The organism is Bacillus yunxiaonensis, from assembly GCF_037104695.1.
GTDB classification, from domain to species: Bacteria; Bacillota; Bacilli; order Bacillales; family Bacillaceae_G; genus Bacillus_A; species Bacillus_A yunxiaonensis.
The window spans coordinates 498,400-518,441 of record NZ_JBAWSV010000003.1; the positions used below are offsets into that span (position 1 = coordinate 498,400).

Below are 20,042 nucleotides of genomic sequence, written 5' to 3' on the forward strand. Positions count from 1 at the left end.
ATCGTGCTATTTCGTTAAATAACCTGATGGTAATATGTTAGAATAATTATTAGGAATGAGTCTAGCTGATTAAAAGACGTGTAGGAATGAAAAGAAAACATAATTTGAAACGGAGGAATTATATGAGTATAAACAAAAAGCGCAAGCCCAATAAAGTAAAAATCGTTTTTCGAGTATTAATGATTATTATTGGAGCATTTATAACAGCATATGGGCTAGAATCGGTATTAATCCCAAACAACGTTTCAGACGGTGGTGTGACGGGTTTAAGTATCGTTAGCTCACAATTACTTGGATTACCATTAGGAATTCTAATTGCAGTCATTAACATCCCGTTTGTTTGGTTAGGGTATAAGCAAATTGGTAAAAATTTTGCTATTTATTCGATTATCGGTATTGCTTCACTAGCAATTGGTACTGTTCTTATGCACAACGTACGAACTATTATTCACGGTGATACATTGTTAGTTACCGTTGTTGGTGGGATTATCATCGGTTTTGGTATGGGATTAGCATTGCGTAATGGCGGCGCATTAGATGGAATTGACATGTTAGCCGTATTACTTTCTCGAAAATTACCTTTTGGGACAAGTGACCTCATCTTATTTTTAAACATGTTTGTCTTTATTGTTGTCTCAACAGTATTTGGTCTTGAAGGGGCTATTCTTTCAGCCATTGCTTACTTTATTGCTTCTAAAGTCATTCACATTGTTGAAGTAGGTTTAAGTGGTTCTAAAACATTTAAGATTATCACAAAAGAACCTGAATTAATGGTAGAAACAATTCGAGAGCGATTAGGTCGAAGTGCAACTTATAATGAGGTTTACGGCGGTTATTCAAACGAACAATTTAAAGAAATTACTTGTGTCATTAACCGCTTAGAAGAAAGTAAAATGAAAGAAATCATTCATGAAATTGATGAAAATGCCTTTGTTACGGTATATGACGTAGCAGAAGTAAAGGGCGGTAATTTCAGAAAACATGATATTCATTAATTATAACTTAGAAAAATTTAATATAGTTTCACAAAAAAATCACCTTTTTAGTTTGACTAAAAGGTGATTTTTTTACTGGATTTTTATCCTGCTACTTTTGTTAATATAATGTGCAATATTATAGATAAATTATTGTTTTTAAAAACCGCACGTACTTTCATTGGCTTTTAACATTACATAGTAGCTTAGCTTGCATGTTCTGCTAGGAGTTTTGTTTTCATTTTGCGAATTAGGATATAAGCACCAATACCAAACAGTATCATAAGTCCTTCGATTACAAATAAATGGATTTGTCCGCGTTGGTAGAGTACTGCGAAAAAGTCAATAAATGCATGAAGGAATACTGCCAGCCCTATAAATATGTATTTCTTATGTTTTACAGCATATAAGACAAGCATTGTGAGTGCGATTTGCATGATAAAAGCAACGAGCCGCTCTACTGCGCCAAATAAGTAGAAGTAAGGCGGAGTATGTACTAATGCATCTTGGACAGCGCTAAGCTGTGGTGCTTTCTCAATCATTTTAGAAAAGGTTCCGTTATTAATGGAGAAAGCAAATACAAGACTTTGCACTCCGACAGTTGCTCCGATTAATAATGATTCAATTCCTCCGTGACCGATTCCATAAGCAAGGCCGTCTTTATACTCCTGGTATTTCTTAAGTAAAAAGAAAAAGGCGATAAAACGAGCCAGTTCCTCAAAAATACCAGCAGTTAATCCGCCATATATAGCATAGATAAACGGATTTTTAAATAGCTCAGTTGCTGCTGGATTTCCAAGTACAAAGACATGTAGCGTTTTTTCTAAAATTTGTGAGAATCCGAGGAAAAATACAATCCCGACGCCGACAATTTTGAAAGAGATTTTATATTTCTTTCGGAAGTAAATGAGCGCAATAATCGGGATGAGAACAGAAATAACAAGTTGCACAATCATACTTCCAATTGTTGCATTTGAAACCATTAAATTCACCACTTTTCACTAGTTTATAGTCTTATTATACATTGAGTGAAAAAATTTTTTCAAAAAATAGCCTAAAAGGAGGAAGTGCAGGAAGTGTTTCACTACGCAAAAAACGTGCGGAATATTTAGATGTATAATCGAGCCCTGCCTTTTATGTTCTTGAAGATGAGATATAATGGTCAAAATAAATGAAATAACCTGAGAGTGTATTCTCAGGTTATTTCATTGTATTAGGCAGTGTATTATTTTGCGTGTTATTTAAATGCGGATTTTTGCTCATTTCATGCTTGAGCATATCAAGTGTTTGTGCATATTCTTTATCGTTTAATGTGCCGGATTTGAGTCCTTGGATTTGTGATATTAATTTTTGATCTGTTGATACATATGCTTTATAGTAGCGGGGAACAACAGACAATGCTGCTTTTTGTACTTGATCAGCGACTAGAGCCGGATCTGTCGTTTTTGCTCGGTATACAACAAACACTTCATCATCTGTTACAAGTGTTGCTGCATTCATGACATCGGGTAGTTTCACACTCAAATCTGTAATCATTTCTGCTAATCGTACTTTGTTAATTGTACCGACCTGACGATTCGACACTTCATCTTTTTGTTTTTGAGAATAGCCGACTTTTGTCAGCGTGTCGTTTGGCACGTCTTTCCCGTATATGTCTCTATGCGCAGACAAGAGTACGCGGCTTCCTTCTTCCCGTTTCATTTCCGCTTTGTTTGTTTGGCATCCAGCAAAGATGGAAAGAGTAAGAAGGGATAAGAGCAGTTGTTTTTTCATGATTGTTTCCTCCTTATTGGCTCGCTATTTGCGGGCAGTAATACCCATATCTCAAGATTGAAAGAGAATCGTTGTCCAGCTCTAGCGGCTAGAATCTCCGGTCGTTTCGCCCCTCGGACGAGGCAAAAAGCGCCTCTCTGCCTTGAGCTCCAACGTCCTGCGATTCTGGGCGAGCTGCTTCCGCTTTTCTACAGAAGATAGGTGGGAGATAACTGTCCATAAGAACCCGATTGGTTCAACTAACCTTTTGGAGAAGAATGCTCTAAAAGGAAGTTTCATTCTATAGCATTTCCCACTTAAGAGATTTTTTGTATTTGAAATTGTTGGTTTTGTGGCTTTATGATACGATAAAAAGAAGAAAGAAGAGGAAAGGGAATGGAAGATGGAGCAGAAGCAGGAGATTCGCACTACAGTTTACGTGAATAATATCCACTATGAAGTAATAGCAGAAAATCGAAATGGATTTAATGAAGAAGCATTTAAAGCTCGCTACGCAGAAATTTTAAATAAATACGATTACATCGTGGGTGATTGGGGCTATGATCAGCTTCGATTACGCGGATTCTTTGCTGACAGTAACCAGCGTGCAACGTATGATACGAAAATTAGTACATTATCAGAGTATTTATACGAGTATTGTAATTTTGGATGTGCATACTTTGTACTGCGAAAAGTGAAGAAGTAAAGAAACTCCTCTTGCATTGGGTAAGAGGAGTTTTTTTGCCTATCGCATGTATATAGAAATGCAATCGCCAGCTGCAAGTTTGGCATTTGGCTTAATGTGTTGACCGTTTAAGTGAATAGATCCTTTTTTAATTTTCTCTATGATTACCGTACGGCTCCATTCTGAAATATAGGTTGCGAGTGCTTTGTCGATGCGAAACAATCCATACACGGATTCTAATAGGATGGTTAGTTCCGTCAATCCTGCGTTTTCATAGGGCAGGATTGAAATGTTGTTTATTGTTTCCTGGCGTTCTTCTTGAAGCATATCGACTGTTTCAACATGTTCAGAATACGTTTTATAAATGTGTAATTTCTTATTCCATGTATGTCCTTTTTCGCATTTGTAAATCGCAAAACGATAAATGTTTTTACCATTCGCGTTATGTCTGCGAATATGTGTATCAGTAAACAAGGCTGTATGACCACAATTTTTACAATGTTTTTCTACAGTATCTTCTAATTCTGTCTTATATAAATTCCAAGAAAGTTGTACGTTCTGCATTTTCCTTCACCTCGTATTTAGATAAAGGAACGTGGGACATCTATTTGGATGTCTTGCAGTATGAAATATAGAAAACAGAGAAAAATAAAAGAAGGTTCCCCTGTGAGGAACCTTCGTAACAATCATACTACAGATGTGCTACGTTCCTTTGTAATGGGAATTGGGCAGACTACTCCCTTGAAAAAAGCGTTGTGCTTTTTTGAGAGTAATACTATCCAGTTGTTGCTCCATTACAAAGTATATGTTGGCATACGTAGTATAACATCCTTTCTATCCAAATAGATTTGTCGTTAGTATAACATATTAAACTGAAAATTCAAAATAAATAGCACGAAAAATTACCAGCCTGTTGCAAGCTGGTAATTTTGATTACATCAGTTCAAATAAAAATGAACGTAATTCTTCTGCATTTTCTTCAGAAATAGAAAATGCATGTTCTAAGTAGCCAGGTTCTTCTAAGTCGTCACGACCGATAATGGCAAATTTATTGCGCTGTATATCAAGGACGATTGTTTTACCATAATGACGGTCAGAATACAAAAGCGCTAAATCGTGGCGCTCGTTTTCTCCCATAAAGCTTACGAAGCGCGTTTTTGTTTCTACTGTATCATCATAAAGAAAAAAGCGTTCTCCCATGAACATGACTCCTTTTTAAATATCTAAATTTAAGTGTGGTTTATGATCTAAATGGTGGTGCGTTTTAATAAAGCGCACTGTTCTCGTTTTATAACGCATAACGATTGAATATGTTTCTGCTAAATCTCCGCCAAGGAATTTCACACCATCTAATAACTCGCCAGCAGATACACCTGTTGCTGAGAAGATTGCGTCATCACCGGATACTAAATCATCTAACATAAGAAGTTGACGTGGGTCTTCTAAGCCCATTGCAAGGCAACGTGCTTCTTCTTCTTCATTCATTGGAACGAGACGTGCTTGCATCTCTCCGCCAAGACATTTAAGTGCTGCAGCAGAAATAACGCCTTCCGGAGCACCGCCAGTACCGATAAATAAGTCGATTCCTGTTCCAGGAAGAGCTGTTGCGATAGATGCCCCAACATCACCGTCACCGAACAATTTTACACGTGCACCTTTTGCACGAACACGATCGATAATGTCTTGATGACGTTCACGCTCTTGGATGATAACTGTTAAGTCGCGAATTTTTTTATTGTTTGCTTCTGCTACAATGTCAATTGTCTTTTCGATTGGATCATCTAAGCTGATTTTACCAGCTGCATTTGGACCAACTGCAATTTTTTCCATATACATATCAGGAGCGTGTAGAAGGTTTCCTTTATCAGCGATGGCGATAACAGCCATTGCGTTTGCAAGACCTTTTGCTACGATATTTGTTCCTTCTAATGGATCAACGGCGATATCTACTTCTGGACCGTTACCTGTTCCAAGCTTTTCACCAATGTAAAGCATCGGTGCTTCATCAAGTTCCCCTTCTCCAATCACAACAGTACCAGCCATGTTAACAGAGTCAAACATCGTACGCATTGCAGTCGTTGCAGCATCATCTGCTTCATTTTTCTTACCGCGGCCCATCCATTGTGCTGATGCAAGGGCTGCTGCTTCTGTTACACGGACAATTTCTAGTGCGAGTTCACGTTCCAAGGTGTCATTCCCCCAATTCCGAAAATCATACACGTATAACTATAACAAAGAAAGAGAAAAAGGTGAATTCGAAAAATTGTCGATTTTTTTTGAATAAAGGGGTACAATTGGGAATGAAAATGCTTTAATTTCCAGGTAGGTGACATATATGTACTTTGTAGACCGTAAAAAAATTGAACAAATGTTACAGTGTTTAGAGAAAGTTGTTGCAGCATTTCAAACAAAACAAGAATACCGCGGAGCGCTTGATGAATATGCATTGGAGCGCATGGCACATCTTATGATTGATTGTATTTTAGACGTAGGCAATGCCATGATTGATGGATTTATTATGCGTGATCCAGGTAGTTATGAAGATATTATTGATATTTTAATGGACGAAAAAGTTGTTACGAATGAAGAAGGAGAACGTTTAAAAGAAGTTGTTCGTCTTCGTAAAATGATTGTACAAGAGTATGTAAATATGAACCATACAGAAGTGTATGATACAGTTCAAAAACATATTGATATGATTAAACAGTATCCTGCTAATATTCGCCGTTATTTGGAGCAAGAACTTGGTCCTGTATCTGCATTTGCAGGAGAGTAAAGTGAAACTTTCATCAGCGTTACTGATGGAAAGCTCTCGCTAATCGGGCGTATGCCAACAGTCAGTCCCCACCTCTCTTCTTTGTTTTTTTAGAATTTTGAGGTGGGGGTTTTACTGCTTAAAAATAGGAAAAAAATTCCTTTTGTGGATTGTGATGTACTTTGTTTATTAAAGCTTGTTAAAGGGAAGAAGGTAGAGAAATGGGGGAAACAGCACGTTCTACAAAAGAAGAAATTATTCAACTTTTGAAAGTAAGGAGAGAACAAACTGTTGCGGTATTAGCGGAAGCATTGCAAATTACGGAGATGGCAGTGCGCCGTCATGTAAGCAGGCTTGAAAAGGAAGAGCTGATTGAAGCGAAGATGGTACGCCAACATGTCGGAAGACCGATGTATGTTTATAGTTTAAGTGTAAAAGGGGAAGACCTGTTTCCGAAACAATATAAGCAGTTTGCAGTCGAAATGTTAGAAGACTTGCTGCATATTGGCGATGAGGAACTCGTGAAGAAGCTTTTAAGGGCACGTACGAACCGTATGGAAGAACAATTAGCGAACCGTATAAATCGAAAAGAAACAACAGTAGAGCGATTAAAAGAAATTGCAGTTATGCAAGAGAAAAATGGTTATATGGTGCGCGTACAACAAGAAAGTGAACATTCCTTCCTATTACAAAAGCAAAATTGTCCTTTAATAGAGGTAGCTGAAAAGTTTCCGCAAATTTGTCATGATGAGAAAAACATGTATGATACACTTTTGCCAGATGCTGATGTGAAAATATTATCTAGTATGTGTGATGGAGATTGCTTCTGTTCGTATCAAATAAAAGAAAAAAAATGAACATTATAGGACGCTTTTCGAAAAAGCGTTTTTTTCTTTTGGAAAAGAGGATACGATAAGAAGAGATGATGTATCAAGAAGGAGTGACACCTATGTATAAAGGTTATTTAATTGACTTAGATGGAACAATGTATCGAGGCGAAGAACGAATTGAAGAGGCAAGTGATTTTATAAAAGCGTTGCAAGAACGTAACTTACCATATTTATTTGTTACGAACAACTCAACGCGTAAACCAGAGCAAGTTGCAGATAAGCTTGTGCAGTTTGATATTCCAGCTAGCCCAGAGCAAGTATTTACGACAAGCATGGCAACGGCGAATTTTATATATGAAAGAAAGCAAAATGCTTCTGTATATATGATTGGAGAAGAAGGCTTACGTGATGCCCTTGTGGAAAAAGGATTCACACTTGTGGATAGTAATCCGGACTTTGTTGTTGTTGGATTGGATCGTGAAGTTACATATGAAAAGCTAGCAAAAGCATGCTTAGCCGTTCGAAACGGGGCAACATTCATTTCAACAAATGGTGATATTGCGATTCCAACAGAACGTGGTTTATTACCAGGGAACGGTTCTTTAACGTCTGTTGTAACGGTATCCACAACGGTAAATCCAATCTTCATTGGTAAACCAGAATCCATTATTATGGAACAGGCTCTAAAAGTGCTTGGTACAACGAAAGAAGAAACGTTAATGGTTGGGGATAACTACGATACAGACATTTTAGCTGGTATGAATGCGGGGATGGATACGCTTCTTGTCCACACAGGAGTCACATCTGTGGAAAAATTAACAGAATATGATGTACAGCCAACGCAAGTTGTCCACAATTTGACAGAGTGGATTGAAAAGATGTAAGAAGAGACAGGCAATCAGAAATGATTGCCTATTTTTTATAACAAAAAAATTCGTTCTGGCAATAGATGCAGTCGAATTATGTGAAAACCTATTTCTTTCTTACTTAACAGATAAATGGTATAATATGGAATATTTATAATAAGGAGGCGTATTTATGAAGTGCACAAAAATGATGGGGGTACAAATTTAAGGGGAGAACGCATCATTTACCCTATAAACTGCGTGGTTCCCCTTTAATATGGGGGTATCATCCTAGTGGAAAAAGATCTACAAGAATTAAAGAATAGTAATGTAACAACTACAGCAACCGATTTACCGAATTATGTGTTTACTGATGTGAAGAAGGCTTTTCTATGGCTTGGCTTTCTTGCTTTCTTCAGCGTATTGAACGAAATGGTTTTTAATGTAGTTTTACCTGATATCGCGAAAGACCTTGGTATATCACCGTCTTTGGCTAACTGGGTAAATACAAGTTTTATGCTTTCATTTGCTATTGGATCAATCACATATGGAACAATAAGTGATAAATATGGTGTGAAGAAATTACTTGTTTTCGGTCTGCTAGTTTATAGTGGTGGGTCACTTTTGGGTGTTTTGGCACATTCTAATTTTTTTGCTGTAATTGCTGCGCGTTTTATTCAAGGTGTTGGTGCATCAGCAGTGCCGGCGCTTATCATGGTAATCGTTGCACGCTACGTGAAATTAGAAGATCGTGGTAAAGCATTTGGTATAATCGGCTCGTTGGTAGCTATGGGAGAAGGAATAGGTCCAGCTCTTGGCGGGACGGTTGCCCATTATGTACAGTGGCCATTTCTTTTTCTGATTCCGATGCTGACACTTTTCACTATCCCCTTTTTTCTAAAAGAACTTCCTAATGAATCCACAAAGGGAGAGAGGATGGATATTTGGGGATTAGCGTTACTGTCCTGTGGGATTGTCACATTTACAATATACACAACGCAATATAACTGGTTGTATTTGGCAATTAGTTTTGCGTTGTTTGCAGGATGCGCTTTGTATATACACAAAGTTGAACAACCTTTTATAGAACCAAGATTATTTCTAAACCGAAAGTTTATATTGGGAGTTCTAACTGGATGTATTCTGTTAGGAACCGTAGCAGGTTGTATATCAATGATTCCTTATATGATGAGAGATGTACACCAACTGTCTGCAAGTATGATTGGGTGGGTTATATTCCCAGGAACTATGAGTGTGATGTTATTCGGTATAGTTGGTGGTAGCCTAGTTGATAAACGAGGAACTACGTTTGTTCTATGGCTTGGTTCACTTTTCATTGTTGCGAGTTTTCTTATCATTTCATTATTTGCAGATCGAACACCACGGTTGGTTTCTGGTATGTTGATTCTAATGTTTGGTGGACTTTCCTTCGTTAAAACAGTAATTTCTACGAGTGTTGCGGATGCTCTGGGGCCGAAGGAAATCGGTGCAGGTATGGGATTTCTCAGCTTCGCCTGCTTCTTAGCAGAGGGACTAGGGATGGCTATTGTTGGTGGGTTGTTAACAAAACATATTCTAGAATATCCGTTACTGTCCACTATACAAAATGCGAAAGCATACTTGTATAGTAATTTACTACTTGTTTTTATTGTTACTATATTAATTGGTGCAACAATCTATACAGTAGCTTATAGTCGAAGAGGTAAAAGGATATAAAAGAGTTAGAAGAGATTTTGCAAAGATATATCCCTAAAATTATCGGAAATTAAAAATCCACCTTCACAAGGTGGATTTTTCGTTAAAATAAACGATTTACAAGTTCTTTTACTTCTTCAAGATATTGTGTTCTCGTCTCGTTATCCACAGAAGGAACGCTTGTGTAGAATGCATGCTCTACCGTCTCAATACCAGTAAAATCAAAAATACCTGCATCAGTTGTTTTCTTCATTGCTTCAAACATACCGCTTGCATCGTAGTTTTCTTTCGAATTGCCCATTGTGGATAACAATAATCCTTTTTTGCCTGTTAAAAATTTATCAACGCCATTTGGACCGTATGTAAAAGCAAATCCTTGGCTAAATACACGTTCTACATATCCTTTTAAGATAGCAGGAAGACCTGTCCACCAAACTGGATAAATAAATGTGATTACATCTGCCCACGTAATATGTTCTTGTTCTGCCTGAATATCAGACGGCGTATTTCCTTGTGAAAATGAAATAAAGTCATTGGCAGCTAATACAGGATTGAAGTTTATCGCATATAGATCGCGAACGCGTACTTCGTGTCCTTTTTCTTGTAATTGTCCTTGGAGTGTTTCTAAAATTGCATGGTTAAAGCTTTGTGGATTCGGATGAGCATAAACGATTAAGTGTTTCATTACAATTCCTCCTGTCTGTGGATATGTTAGTAGTATGTTCATATAAAAAAACATCTATTGTAACTATTTTAGTTACTTGTTGTTAGGAAATCAAAGAAGATGCTTTGGAGAGGAGGAACTCTCCTAGTTTGAGCGAATTTGTACAAGGAAAGAGAAGGTGAACGTACAAATGAACATACAGACACTTACATTAGAAGAAGCGCAAAACATAAATGTATGGCAATATGAGGAGCCATATGAATTATATAGTTTTACCGGAGCGTCTGAAACGCTAGAAGAATTGTTAGACGGTACATATTATGGCGTTCGTAATGAGCATGATGAACTCATTGGTTATTTTTGTTTTGGGGATAACGCACAAGTGCCGGGCGGAAGAGACGCAAAGTTATACACAGGTGAATGTGTTGTGGATATTGGACTTGGAATGAAACCGGATTTAACTGGAAAGGGATTGGGGATATCTTTTTTTCAAGCGGGACTACAATTTGCGAAAGAGCAATTTGGACCAGAGAAGATTCGTTTAAGTGTCGCCGCTTTTAATGAACGTGCCATTCATCTGTATATGAAAGCAGGTTTTCAAAAGAAGGCTTCTTTCATGAGCAGGGGAAGGGAGTTTTTGCTTATGGAGTATGACGCGGCGGGATGTGAAAAACAATAAGAAAAACCAGCTTAAAGAAGCTGGTTTTTCTTACTTTTGTGCTATTCAGCATGTGCAGCTCTATGCGCTAAACGGCTGGATGCAGCAGCGGCAATCGCTCCGACGATATCATCGAGGAATGTATGAACTTTACCTGTTGATTTGTCATTTAAATATTCTAAAATACCTGGTTTTAATTTATCAATATAACCAAAGTTTGTGAAACCGATTGAACCGTATACGTTGACGATAGATAAGGCAACGACTTCATCTACACCGTATAATCCTTCGTCACGATGTATGATGTCTTGAAGAGGTGCACTTAACAATCCTTTTTCGGCAAGGACGTCCAGTTCAATTCCTGTAATGAGTGCATTTTGCACTTCGCGTTTGGATAAGACGCGTTCTACATTATAACGACATTCCTCCATTGCTAAATTTGGATGATATTTTTTTTGAAGAAAATGAACGAGCTCTGCAATATCGTCAATTGTTACGCCGCGTTCTTGTAGTAATTGTAATGCTCTTTCTTGTAGTTCATTTCGTTGTGTCATGATTATCACCTTTTTTTCTTTTTAATATTGTATACGTATAGGTGTACTATGTGCATAGGAATGAAAGTTAATCAGAAGCTCATATATATATAGAAAAAGTGTAGGTGGCGAGTACGATGATTCAACATATTTATGAGCATTATCATATACACGTCAAAGAATTTACACCCCTCGGGCCCTATCAGAGCTTTTGGGTTCGAAATAAAATTTATGTGCTTCTTGCGACGGAAAGCTTGCAAGAAGAAGAGCTTGTTGAAATGAAGAAGTTAAGTGATTATATGAATCAGCAAGGTGATATTACAGTTGCGACTTTTGTTCCAAACATACAAGGTTATTATGTTAGCGAGATAGAAGATGCAAATTATTGCTTGCTAAAAGGAATGCGTATGCTAGATCGCAATGCAATGTCTCCAGGAAGTGAGCTATCGTTATTTCATAAGCGCGGTGCATTTTTTTCAGATGATATTGAACATCTCAGTCGAATTGGTGAATGGAAGGCGCTGTGGGAAAAACGATTAGATCAGCTCGAGCGCTTTTGGCAATCCAAAATAATGAGTCACCCTACTGATATGTTTGAACAATTATTTATTGAATCATTTCCCTACTACTTAGGTCTTGCCGAAAATGCGATTCAATATGTAGTAGATACAGAAATTGATGATACTCCTCAACTTGCTGATGCTGCAACAATTTGTCAGGAACGATTTACACCGTTACTTTGGAAGCAAACGAAGCGATTAAAGCTGCCGGTTGATTGGGTATACGATCATCCAAGCCGCGACTTAGCAGAGTGGGTCCGTCACGTTTCTTTTGAAAAAAGAGAGAAATGGGAAGAAACGATTGTCCAGTTTTTAACGGATTATGAACGTAACTATCCATTATCTTCCTTTGGGTGGCGGCTCCTATTTGCGCGTCTTCTCTTTCCTCTTCATTACTTTGAAACAGTTGAAGGGTATTACTTAACTGGAAACGAGACGCAGAAATATGTATACCAAGATCGGCTGGAAACCATTTTGCAACAGGTAAATCAATCGGAACAATTTCTTCAGCGCTTTTATGACCTTATTCGTTTACCTGTTGATAAGTTAGGAATTCGTAAATTAGATTGGTTAACGTAATATGTAGTTTTGAAAAAAGAGACCATAGTGGGTCTCTTTTTTTTAGATTTAGTGGCTATTTTAAATAATCCACTAAAGATTTTACATTAAAATACTTGTTCTACTTCGATTACGCCTGGTACTTCTTCTAAAAGTGCGCGTTCGATACCAGCCTTTAATGTGATTGTAGAACTTGGGCAGCTGCCGCAAGCACCTAGAAGGCGTAATTTAACGATACCGTCTTCAATATCTACTAATTCTACGTCACCGCCATCGCGAAGTAAGAATGGACGTAATTTATCTAATACTTCTACTACTTGTTCGTGTAAGTTTTCGTTTTCCATTTTTATCGACTCCTTTCATTAGTTTTATTATAATCAAGATACAGGGGAAAATCTATTTTTTATATCTTTCTTATGTTGTCAAAATAGTTTATGGAAATTTCCTGCTTATATGTGACAATAAGATGCAGAAAGAAATGTATGTGCAGATGGGGGAGAGAATATGATAAAAGTTAGCGTTTACGGGGCGAAAGTTGTGTGTGCTAGCTGCGTTGGGATGCCGTCATCAACGGAAACGTATGAATGGCTGCAAGCAGCAATTGGAAGAAAGTATGAAGGACAAGAAGAGAAATTTCATTTTGAATATGTGGACATTCACGAGCAGCAAGCAGAGGAAGAAAAGAAAGTTTTTGCGGAGCGCGTGATTGAAGAAGATTTATTTTATCCCGTTGTACTTGTGAACGGTGAAATCGTGGGAGAAGGTAATCCCCGCTTAAAGGATGTATACGAAGAAATTGAGAAATATCTATAATATAACTCACAGAGCTCTTGCAACGTAGACTACGAAATGCAGGGGCTTTTTCTGTATTCGAAAGGGTGGATGAGATGAAGAAGGGCTTTGTAATAGGGAGTATAGGGGTTTTTGCAGTCAGCGGTATTGCCTATATGGAAGGAGATGCAGCGATGATTTACTCGTTAGCAGGTTGGCTAAGCCTCTTTTTCTTAGCTAGTGCAGCATTTCTTTGTATAGATGGATTCATTTTAGGAGCGCGGGGGACATTTGCTTCGGCAAAGCCAACGCGAAAAGAATCTCGTTTTCAATCTGCTAAAACGAATGTGTTTGCAGCGATTCCTAATGTGGTGGCTGCGTTAGGAGTATACTTATGGGTATCGTAATGGAGCGTTCTATACCAGAAGAAGTGAAACTCTTATTAGACAAATATGTGAATGGACTTCAGGAAATCGGTGTTAAAGAAAAACTAGTTGGTGTGTATTTGTATGGTTCCTTAGCATTAGGAGCTTTTCACTTGGAAACGAGTGATGTTGATTTTGTAACGGTGACGACAGAACAAGTGAATGAAGTAGAGAAAGTGAAGATACGTGAGCTACATAAGAAACTTTATAAACATGATCTTGGTAAGAGAATGGATGGTATGTATATTCCGCTTGTTGATGTAGGAAAGCAAAATCATGAAATGTCACCGTATTTATATTGTTCAGATGGAAAAACCAATGAAGGACATTGGGATATTAATTCTGTTACGTGGTGGACGTTAAAAAATCAAGGTATTACTGTTTGCGGTAAACAAGCAAACGAGCTTTCATATGCAGTAACGTGGGATGATGTTGTGAGCACAATGAAATACAATGTGGAACAATATTGGAGCGAGAAAGTAAAACGCCCCTATTTATTTTTATCCACAGAATGGGTGGAATTTGCAGTTGTAACGATGGGACGTATTATATACACGCTAGAGACGGAACGGATTATTTCTAAAGATGAAGGTTTGCAATATATGATGGCATCTTCTAAAGAATGGGAACCGTTACTGCAAGATGTGTATCGGATGCGTCAAAAAGAAGGGATGAAGCCGTCCTTATCGAGATGGAGGCGTGCTGAGATGACGAAGCAGTATTTATTGTTTGGGATAGAGGAATGTAAGAAGAGGTGGGGAAGATAAAGTGAAACTTCCATAAGTGGGGGAGTTTTTTCATCCTCCACTGATGGTTAGTTGAACCAATCGGGCTTTTACGAGCAGTTATCCCCACCTATCTTCTGTAGAAAAGCGGAAGCGGCTCGCCCAGAATCGCAGGACGTTGGAGCACCCGACAGAGAGGCGCTTTTCGCCTCATCCGAGGGGGCGAAACGACCGGAGGTTCTAGCCGCTAGAGCTGGACAACGTTTCTCTTTGAATCTTGAGGTAGGATCTTACTGCCCGTTAATGCGGGGTAAAGTGAAACTTCCATAAGTGGGGGCTATATTTCCTACTAATGGAGTGCAGGTTATGTTTGTTCTGCATAGTAGCGACTTATATGTTGAAAAATCAAAATGGATTTATATAGTAGGAATATGTGCGGAAGAGTAACACCGGATTTCTCCATCTTAAATTAATCATATTGGTTTAAGATGTTAGTTAATTTTTCTTTTGTATATTTAATTAATTCAACGGGTTTTTTAATAATTGCATGTTCTCCATATGTAATAAAGTAATTTGAAAAAAAGATAATATCATGTTTTGCGATAGTGCCTCTCACAAATCCTGAACCATCTTCTCTTTTATTCAACTCAGTATTTGGCCACGTAACGGATTGATATTTTTCTACACCTTTCTGCGTTAACTCTACATATAACTCAAATGTTTCTTTATAATCATTCAGGATGGAAAAACGATTCTTTAAAGTAATATTGGATAAGTCAATTGGATTCGTATTTTCATCATGTTCGACAGATTGTATACGATCACATCGAAAGACTCGATAATCTTTTTTAGAAAAACAATAAGATGGACAATACCACTTTCCTTCATTTGCATAAATACCAATCGGTTGAATACTTCTATTGCTAGTCCTTCCATTGGTTTCATAATTTACTATAATAACGTCTTGTTGAATGGCTGCATCTAACAATTGTCTTAAAAATGGGATTTCTTCTTGTTGATGTATCGACACAAAATCAATTCGATCTTTCATATTGTCAATTGTCTCTCTAATATCTCCAGAAAGATTTAAATAAAATTTCTTTTTTATTGATTCATATTCAATATCAAATGGAAGGGAAATATAATGTCTTAATGTATGAAGTGCAAAGAATATAGAAACAGCCTCATCCTCACTAAATGCAATGGGAGGAAGAATTCTTTCATTTAAGACTTGATAACCGCCATGCGGACCTGCTTCTGAATACAGTGGTACACCCATCTCACTTAATTCTTGTAAATCTCTCAAAATTGTTCTTTTGGAAACACGAAATTCTTGCGCTAATTCTCCAACTGTAAATCGTTTCATTCGATTAACCATCATAATCATTTCATTTAATCTTTTTGCTTTAGACATAAATACCTCCAATAACTATGACACAATCTGTCACCATTATAATATACAATTATTAATAGAAAAATGATTCAAGAAGTTACTTATGTAAATACTGAATCAAGTGATAGTAAAGATTCAAAAATAATTTTTATATAGGAGATATTTCATACTGTATTTCAAGAAATAAATTGTCAATTAAAATTTGATTATGGAGGAATAATTTATGTATGTAACAATTTCAGACTTTATTAAAGAATGGAATAGGGAAGCAATGCTAACTCAAAAAGTTTTGGATGGTTTGACAGATGAATCATTAAAACAACAAGTTTATCCAGAAGGTCGTACTTTGGGGAGAATTGCGTGGCATTTTGCAACAAATATTCCAGGTTATTTAGCTCATTTCGGATTGAAGATAGATGGAGTAGAAAATGTAGAAAGTGTACCAACCTCAGCGAAGGAAATTGCTGAAACTTTTAAAAATATAAGTCTCGATGCAGCCAAAGTTATTGAAGAACAATGGACAGATGAATCACTAAAGCAAATACAAGAAGCATTTGGAAGACAGGAATCAAACGCTACAATCTTAATGGGACTAATTAAGCACATTGTTCATCATCGCGGACAAGTTACAGTTCTTATGCGTCAAGCAGGAATAAAACCATTTGGAGTTTATGGTCCACCAAAAGAAGATTGGATTCATTTAGGGGTGGAAAATCCACCACTTTAAAAATAGTATGTGCTATGAATTCATTACGTCAAAACGAAAAACAAGAGCTGCATGGCGGCTCTTGTTTTTTGTTTAACCATTATGATGTTTATACATCCAAAGAATACCTGATTTTAAAAGGCGAGGTACGCGGCCCATTAACGGCTGATTTGCAAGTAAACCGAAGCCGTGTTTTTTACCAAGAGAACCGAGAACACCTTTTAATTTAATAACAGGTAGTTCTTCTGGTAATGTTTCATTATTCCAACGTTTTAATAATATTTGGACAATTTGTTCGCCTTGTCCTTCTGCAAGCTGAGCAGATGGTGCATGCGGCAATGCAGCGCAGTCACCTAACACATACACATTCTCATATTCTGGAATATTATGATATTTTGTTAATGCAACCCGACCGCTATTATCGTGCTCAACAGGTAGATTACGAACAACTTCACTTGCTTGAATGCCAGCTGTCCATACGATTGCATCGCATTCAAGTGGTTCATCGTGGTTATACACAATATTTGGCTCTACTTTTGTAATGTTTGAGTTACGAATGATTGTAACATTATGTTTCAAAAACCACTCTTCTACGTATCTACTTAGTTTTTCTGGAAACGGGAAAAGAATGCGATCTTTTCGGTCAAATAAATAAATGTTTAAGTCTGGACGGCTTTCGCGAAGCTCGCTTGCTACTTCAACACCGCTTAGTCCAGCTCCTACAACAGCAACTGTTGCGTGTGGTTCTAAACCGTTTAGTTGTTGATATGTTTGACGAACTTGTTCAATGGATTGAAGGCTATACGTATTTTCTTGCGCCCCTGGAACGTTGTGATAGTTGTCTTCACAACCTAGTCCAATAATTAAGTCATCATAATTAACAACTTCACCGCTATCAAGATGAACGGCTTTGTTTTCTAAATCAACATTAGTTATAGTTCCGTATTGAATATTAAGTCGTGGATGTTCTGGAAATGGAATGCGAATATGCGTTTCAGAAATCGTTCCTGCTACTAATGCGTAGTATTCTGTTTTAAAACAGTGATACGGTACCTTGTCGATTAATGTCACTTGAACATCATCCGGAAGTTGGTTGCTCGGAAGAAGACGCTGTAAAACTCTCATTCCACCGTAGCCCCCACCAAGTATTACGAGGTGCTTCATGATGGATTACCCCTTTTCTATTGAAATATCCCCTAATCATAAAAATAAAAGTTTTTATATTACAAAAATATTTTGACTTTACCCACTCAAATTATATCGAATTTAGAAGCAAATAACAATGTATGAATGCATAATCTGTTGTACAATAAGAAGAAAAGTGGGGCGATTTGTGAAAAAATTGTAGAATGTTGCAGTTTTCGACCGAAAAGTGCTTTTTATTAAGGATTACTGAATGAAACGATTGAAAATTTTAGTTGTTTCAGCTCAATTTATACAACATCTTAGTTTTACTGTTATAAAACAAGGGTTAATATATAGATGTAGGGGGGATAAGGTTGATTAAACCGTTAATTGAATTTTGTGTCGGCAACCTTGCAAGTGGTGCGCAAAAGGCAAGGGAACAACTAGAGAAAGATCCGAATTTAGATGTAATTGAGTATGGTTGTCTTGGTTATTGCGGTATTTGTTTTGAAGGACCATATGCACTTGTGAACGGTGAAGTTGTAAAAGGCGAAACACCGGAAGAACTTGTGAAAAACATATACGATTATTTAGATGAAAATCCGATGTTTTAAGACGTTGCAAAGAGGCAGCGTCTTTTTCATTTGGATACATAAAATTATCTCGAAGGAACAGGCTAATTAGTGCAGCAAGTACTGATATGTATATACAAAAAAAGAAAGCCCTTTGTTGAAGGGCTTTTTTCTTACACGATACGTGTAAGCACGACCTTGTTACGCCAAAATTGTCGTTGAATATGAGAAACGGGGGACATTCTTATTGTTTTCCAAAAGCGCGCATTTTATACTTATAACAATAAAAAATTTTGGAGTGAAACAATATGGAACAACTTTCTTTCACGAAAATGCATGGTCTTGGAAATAATTATATTTATGTGAATATGTTTGAAGAAAAAATTGCAGAAGAGCATCTAGCGAAAGTTGCTGAAAAAGTGTCAGATGTGAATACGGGAATTGGCTCTGACGGAATGATTTTAATTTGTCCATCTGAAGTTGCTCCTGTGAAGATGCGTATTTTTAATAAAGACGGTTCAGAAGGAAAAAGCTGCGGGAATGGGCTGCGCTGCGTTGCAAAATATGCATATGAGCATAAATTAGTAGAAGAAACTGTTTTTACAATTGAAACGTTAGCCGGAATCGTTACAGCAGAAGTAAAGGTTGAAAATGGAATTGTAACTTCAGCTACGATTGATATGGGTGCACCGCGATTAAAACGCGTTGATTTACCGATGCTAGGTGAAGGAGAAACCCCATTTATTCGTGAAGATTTTCTTTACAGCAATCACCGCTATGCATTTACAGCTGTCTCAATGGGAAATCCGCATGCTGTTATTTTTGTAGATGATATTGAAGAAGCACCGCTGACAACATTAGGCCCTGTGCTAGAAACACACGAGATGTTCCCAGAAAGTGTGAATGTGGAATTTATCGAAGTACTAAATAACTACGAAATGCATTTCCGTGTATGGGAACGCGGTTCTGGTATTACACAAGCATGTGGAACAGGAGCGTGTGCTGCGGTTGTAGCTGCAATCTTGAATGGAAAGATGAAGCGCGGACAAGAAATCACTGTTCATTTAGCAGGCGGAGACTTAATGATTACATGGACAGAAGAAGGGACAGTTTTAATGAATGGTCCTGCAGAAGTCACTTGCAGCGGTGTATATTATTATAAGATTGAAGAGTAAAGATGTATAATAGAACGAAAGAAGAAAGGAAGGTGGATTCTATGATTACTGTAACAGAACAAGCAGCATATCAAATTAAAGATATGTTAAAAGATGCCGAAGATGGAGAGAAATACGTTCGTCTTGCAGTACACGGCGGTGGATGCAGCGGTCTTTCTTACGGCTTAGGATTTGAAAGAGAACCAAATGAAGACGACACAGTTCTTGAATTTTTCGGTGTTGAATTTGTTATTGATAAAGAAAGTGCTCCGATTGTAAAAGGAGTAAAAATCGATTATAAACAATCGATGCTTGGCGGCGGATTTACTATTGATAATCCAAATGCTATCGCATCATGCGGATGTGGTTCATCTTTCCGCACAGCGACGAATGCTGGTAAACCTGAAGAATGTTAACACTGGAAAGTGAATAGATGCAATTCTAGTGTGCACCTATAAGAGTTGATAATAGTAACCTTCTTGACGATGAATGACGAAATTCATTTGTTAAGGGGGTTTTTATTTTGTACGAAACTAGAAGTAGTAAAACGCAATTATAATTTCAAATTACTTGTAACATGAAATGACGAAAAAAGTAGAATTTTCAGTTTTGGAAGTTGTAATTGGATTATTCTTATGTTACTTTAATAATTATAATATGAA

General features: G+C 37.3%; 24 protein-coding genes and 1 pseudogene. 15 read left to right on the forward strand and 10 right to left on the reverse strand.

Annotation, left to right across the window (positions count from 1 at the left end):
- Positions 1-122: 122 nt before the first annotated feature.
- Positions 123-995, forward strand: a complete 873-nt coding sequence (locus tag WAX78_RS11795) for a YitT family protein (RefSeq protein ID WP_336482444.1) — start codon at positions 123-125, stop codon at positions 993-995.
- A gap of 185 nt (positions 996-1,180) precedes the next feature.
- Here WAX78_RS11795 and WAX78_RS11800 read toward each other — a convergent pair whose 3' ends face one another.
- Both WAX78_RS11800 and WAX78_RS11805 read right to left on the reverse strand, forming a co-directional pair.
- Positions 1,181-1,957, reverse strand: a complete 777-nt coding sequence (locus WAX78_RS11800) for a YhfC family intramembrane metalloprotease (RefSeq protein WP_336482445.1) — start codon at positions 1,955-1,957, stop codon at positions 1,181-1,183.
- A 217-nt stretch (positions 1,958-2,174) separates the two neighbouring features.
- Positions 2,175-2,747: a YhcN/YlaJ family sporulation lipoprotein gene (locus tag WAX78_RS11805; protein ID WP_336482446.1), complete on the reverse strand. Its 573-nt coding sequence runs from the start codon at positions 2,745-2,747 to the stop codon at positions 2,175-2,177.
- A gap of 382 nt (positions 2,748-3,129) precedes the next feature.
- Here WAX78_RS11805 and WAX78_RS11810 point away from each other — a divergent pair, with 382 nt between their 5' ends.
- Positions 3,130-3,432: a YutD family protein gene (locus WAX78_RS11810; RefSeq protein WP_336482447.1), complete on the forward strand. Its 303-nt coding sequence runs from the start codon at positions 3,130-3,132 to the stop codon at positions 3,430-3,432.
- Positions 3,433-3,471: 39 nt separating this feature from the next.
- Here the strand turns inward: WAX78_RS11810 and WAX78_RS11815 are convergent, their stop codons facing one another.
- From WAX78_RS11815 to glpX, 3 genes are all read right to left on the reverse strand, one after another.
- Positions 3,472-3,975 (reverse strand): RNA-binding S4 domain-containing protein, encoded by a 504-nt coding sequence (locus WAX78_RS11815; protein ID WP_336482448.1) that lies wholly within the window; start codon positions 3,973-3,975, stop codon positions 3,472-3,474.
- Between the two features lie 369 nt (positions 3,976-4,344).
- Positions 4,345-4,611 carry a DUF3055 domain-containing protein gene (locus WAX78_RS11820; protein WP_098308804.1) on the reverse strand — a complete coding sequence of 89 codons (267 nt, stop codon included), beginning with the start codon at positions 4,609-4,611 and terminating at the stop codon, positions 4,345-4,347.
- A gap of 15 nt (positions 4,612-4,626) precedes the next feature.
- A complete protein-coding gene (glpX, locus tag WAX78_RS11825) occupies positions 4,627-5,598 on the reverse strand; it encodes a class II fructose-bisphosphatase (protein WP_336482449.1) in 972 nt (323 codons plus the stop codon).
- A 148-nt stretch (positions 5,599-5,746) separates the two neighbouring features.
- Here glpX and hepT point away from each other — a divergent pair, with 148 nt between their 5' ends.
- From hepT to WAX78_RS11845, 4 genes are all read left to right on the forward strand, one after another.
- On the forward strand, positions 5,747-6,187 hold the full coding sequence (gene hepT / locus WAX78_RS11830) for a type VII toxin-antitoxin system HepT family RNase toxin (protein ID WP_098308800.1): 441 nt from the start codon (positions 5,747-5,749) through the stop codon (positions 6,185-6,187).
- 200 nt (positions 6,188-6,387) lie between these two features.
- Positions 6,388-7,023: a helix-turn-helix transcriptional regulator gene (locus tag WAX78_RS11835; protein WP_336482450.1), complete on the forward strand. Its 636-nt coding sequence runs from the start codon at positions 6,388-6,390 to the stop codon at positions 7,021-7,023.
- 92 nt (positions 7,024-7,115) lie between these two features.
- On the forward strand, positions 7,116-7,880 hold the full coding sequence (locus WAX78_RS11840) for a TIGR01457 family HAD-type hydrolase (protein ID WP_336482451.1): 765 nt from the start codon (positions 7,116-7,118) through the stop codon (positions 7,878-7,880).
- Positions 7,881-8,204: 324 nt separating this feature from the next.
- The gene (locus WAX78_RS11845) at positions 8,205-9,557 is read left to right on the forward strand and encodes an MFS transporter (protein ID WP_336482527.1); all 1,353 of its coding nucleotides are present in this window, start codon (positions 8,205-8,207) and stop codon (positions 9,555-9,557) included.
- A gap of 82 nt (positions 9,558-9,639) precedes the next feature.
- On the opposite strand, the gene WAX78_RS11850 is transcribed toward WAX78_RS11845, so the two are convergent.
- Positions 9,640-10,221, reverse strand: a complete 582-nt coding sequence (locus WAX78_RS11850) for an NAD(P)H-dependent oxidoreductase (RefSeq protein WP_336482452.1) — start codon at positions 10,219-10,221, stop codon at positions 9,640-9,642.
- Positions 10,222-10,390: 169 nt separating this feature from the next.
- Here WAX78_RS11850 and WAX78_RS11855 point away from each other — a divergent pair, with 169 nt between their 5' ends.
- A complete protein-coding gene (locus tag WAX78_RS11855) occupies positions 10,391-10,879 on the forward strand; it encodes a GNAT family N-acetyltransferase (RefSeq protein WP_336482453.1) in 489 nt (162 codons plus the stop codon).
- 41 nt (positions 10,880-10,920) lie between these two features.
- Here WAX78_RS11855 and WAX78_RS11860 read toward each other — a convergent pair whose 3' ends face one another.
- Positions 10,921-11,412 (reverse strand): phosphatidylglycerophosphatase A family protein, encoded by a 492-nt coding sequence (locus WAX78_RS11860; protein ID WP_253630776.1) that lies wholly within the window; start codon positions 11,410-11,412, stop codon positions 10,921-10,923.
- A 116-nt stretch (positions 11,413-11,528) separates the two neighbouring features.
- Between WAX78_RS11860 and yutH the strand changes: the two genes are divergently transcribed.
- Positions 11,529-12,530, forward strand: coding sequence for a spore coat putative kinase YutH (gene yutH, locus WAX78_RS11865; protein WP_336482454.1), 1,002 nt, complete (start codon positions 11,529-11,531; stop codon positions 12,528-12,530).
- An 86-nt stretch (positions 12,531-12,616) separates the two neighbouring features.
- Here yutH and WAX78_RS11870 read toward each other — a convergent pair.
- Positions 12,617-12,835 (reverse strand): annotated as a pseudogene (locus tag WAX78_RS11870) (NifU family protein); the annotation flags it as partial.
- Between the two features lie 178 nt (positions 12,836-13,013).
- Between WAX78_RS11870 and WAX78_RS11875 the strand changes: the two are divergent.
- From WAX78_RS11875 to WAX78_RS11885, 3 genes are all read left to right on the forward strand, one after another.
- A complete protein-coding gene (locus tag WAX78_RS11875) occupies positions 13,014-13,322 on the forward strand; it encodes a YuzD family protein (RefSeq protein ID WP_336482455.1) in 309 nt (102 codons plus the stop codon).
- 74 nt (positions 13,323-13,396) lie between these two features.
- Complete coding sequence (locus WAX78_RS11880) at positions 13,397-13,687, forward strand: hypothetical protein (protein ID WP_336482456.1); 291 nt, start codon at positions 13,397-13,399, stop codon at positions 13,685-13,687.
- Positions 13,675-14,472 carry a nucleotidyltransferase domain-containing protein gene (locus tag WAX78_RS11885; protein WP_336482457.1) on the forward strand — a complete coding sequence of 266 codons (798 nt, stop codon included), beginning with the start codon at positions 13,675-13,677 and terminating at the stop codon, positions 14,470-14,472. Before WAX78_RS11880 ends, WAX78_RS11885 begins: the two co-directional genes overlap by 13 nt.
- Before the next feature lie 427 nt (positions 14,473-14,899).
- Here WAX78_RS11885 and WAX78_RS11890 read toward each other — a convergent pair whose 3' ends face one another.
- Positions 14,900-15,844, reverse strand: coding sequence for a helix-turn-helix transcriptional regulator (locus tag WAX78_RS11890; RefSeq protein ID WP_336482458.1), 945 nt, complete (start codon positions 15,842-15,844; stop codon positions 14,900-14,902).
- 202 nt (positions 15,845-16,046) lie between these two features.
- Here WAX78_RS11890 and WAX78_RS11895 point away from each other — a divergent pair, with 202 nt between their 5' ends.
- Positions 16,047-16,550, forward strand: coding sequence for a DinB family protein (locus WAX78_RS11895; RefSeq protein ID WP_336482459.1), 504 nt, complete (start codon positions 16,047-16,049; stop codon positions 16,548-16,550).
- Between the two features lie 72 nt (positions 16,551-16,622).
- Here the strand turns inward: WAX78_RS11895 and WAX78_RS11900 are convergent, their stop codons facing one another.
- A complete protein-coding gene (locus WAX78_RS11900) occupies positions 16,623-17,693 on the reverse strand; it encodes an NAD(P)/FAD-dependent oxidoreductase (RefSeq protein WP_336482460.1) in 1,071 nt (356 codons plus the stop codon).
- 335 nt (positions 17,694-18,028) lie between these two features.
- Here WAX78_RS11900 and WAX78_RS11905 point away from each other — a divergent pair, with 335 nt between their 5' ends.
- From WAX78_RS11905 to WAX78_RS11915, 3 genes are all read left to right on the forward strand, one after another.
- Positions 18,029-18,268, forward strand: a complete 240-nt coding sequence (locus WAX78_RS11905) for a YuzB family protein (protein ID WP_098308736.1) — start codon at positions 18,029-18,031, stop codon at positions 18,266-18,268.
- Between the two features lie 266 nt (positions 18,269-18,534).
- The gene (gene dapF / locus WAX78_RS11910; protein ID WP_336482461.1) at positions 18,535-19,401 is read left to right on the forward strand and encodes a diaminopimelate epimerase; all 867 of its coding nucleotides are present in this window, start codon (positions 18,535-18,537) and stop codon (positions 19,399-19,401) included.
- Between the two features lie 41 nt (positions 19,402-19,442).
- Positions 19,443-19,796, forward strand: a complete 354-nt coding sequence (locus tag WAX78_RS11915) for a HesB/IscA family protein (RefSeq protein ID WP_098308732.1) — start codon at positions 19,443-19,445, stop codon at positions 19,794-19,796.
- Positions 19,797-20,042: the final 246 nt, after the last annotated feature.

Bases quoted from the DNA above. Each gene is read 5' to 3' on its own strand.
- WAX78_RS11795 (WP_336482444.1), top strand. From the start codon at position 123: ATGAGTATAAACAAAAAGCGCAAGCCCAATAAAGTAAAAATCGTTTTT.
- WAX78_RS11800 (WP_336482445.1), bottom strand. From the start codon at position 1,957: ATGGTTTCAAATGCAACAATTGGAAGTATGATTGTGCAACTTGTTATT.
- WAX78_RS11805 (WP_336482446.1), bottom strand. From the start codon at position 2,747: ATGAAAAAACAACTGCTCTTATCCCTTCTTACTCTTTCCATCTTTGCT.
- WAX78_RS11810 (WP_336482447.1), top strand. From the start codon at position 3,130: ATGGAGCAGAAGCAGGAGATTCGCACTACAGTTTACGTGAATAATATC.
- WAX78_RS11815 (WP_336482448.1), bottom strand. From the start codon at position 3,975: ATGCAGAACGTACAACTTTCTTGGAATTTATATAAGACAGAATTAGAA.
- WAX78_RS11820 (WP_098308804.1), bottom strand. From the start codon at position 4,611: ATGGGAGAACGCTTTTTTCTTTATGATGATACAGTAGAAACAAAAACG.
- hepT (WP_098308800.1), top strand. From the start codon at position 5,747: ATGTACTTTGTAGACCGTAAAAAAATTGAACAAATGTTACAGTGTTTA.
- WAX78_RS11835 (WP_336482450.1), top strand. From the start codon at position 6,388: ATGGGGGAAACAGCACGTTCTACAAAAGAAGAAATTATTCAACTTTTG.
- WAX78_RS11840 (WP_336482451.1), top strand. From the start codon at position 7,116: ATGTATAAAGGTTATTTAATTGACTTAGATGGAACAATGTATCGAGGC.
- WAX78_RS11850 (WP_336482452.1), bottom strand. From the start codon at position 10,221: ATGAAACACTTAATCGTTTATGCTCATCCGAATCCACAAAGCTTTAAC.
- WAX78_RS11855 (WP_336482453.1), top strand. From the start codon at position 10,391: ATGAACATACAGACACTTACATTAGAAGAAGCGCAAAACATAAATGTA.
- WAX78_RS11860 (WP_253630776.1), bottom strand. From the start codon at position 11,412: ATGACACAACGAAATGAACTACAAGAAAGAGCATTACAATTACTACAA.
- yutH (WP_336482454.1), top strand. From the start codon at position 11,529: ATGATTCAACATATTTATGAGCATTATCATATACACGTCAAAGAATTT.
- WAX78_RS11875 (WP_336482455.1), top strand. From the start codon at position 13,014: ATGATAAAAGTTAGCGTTTACGGGGCGAAAGTTGTGTGTGCTAGCTGC.
- WAX78_RS11880 (WP_336482456.1), top strand. From the start codon at position 13,397: ATGAAGAAGGGCTTTGTAATAGGGAGTATAGGGGTTTTTGCAGTCAGC.
- WAX78_RS11885 (WP_336482457.1), top strand. From the start codon at position 13,675: ATGGGTATCGTAATGGAGCGTTCTATACCAGAAGAAGTGAAACTCTTA.
- WAX78_RS11890 (WP_336482458.1), bottom strand. From the start codon at position 15,844: ATGTCTAAAGCAAAAAGATTAAATGAAATGATTATGATGGTTAATCGA.
- WAX78_RS11895 (WP_336482459.1), top strand. From the start codon at position 16,047: ATGTATGTAACAATTTCAGACTTTATTAAAGAATGGAATAGGGAAGCA.
- WAX78_RS11900 (WP_336482460.1), bottom strand. From the start codon at position 17,693: ATGAAGCACCTCGTAATACTTGGTGGGGGCTACGGTGGAATGAGAGTT.
- dapF (WP_336482461.1), top strand. From the start codon at position 18,535: ATGGAACAACTTTCTTTCACGAAAATGCATGGTCTTGGAAATAATTAT.
- WAX78_RS11915 (WP_098308732.1), top strand. From the start codon at position 19,443: ATGATTACTGTAACAGAACAAGCAGCATATCAAATTAAAGATATGTTA.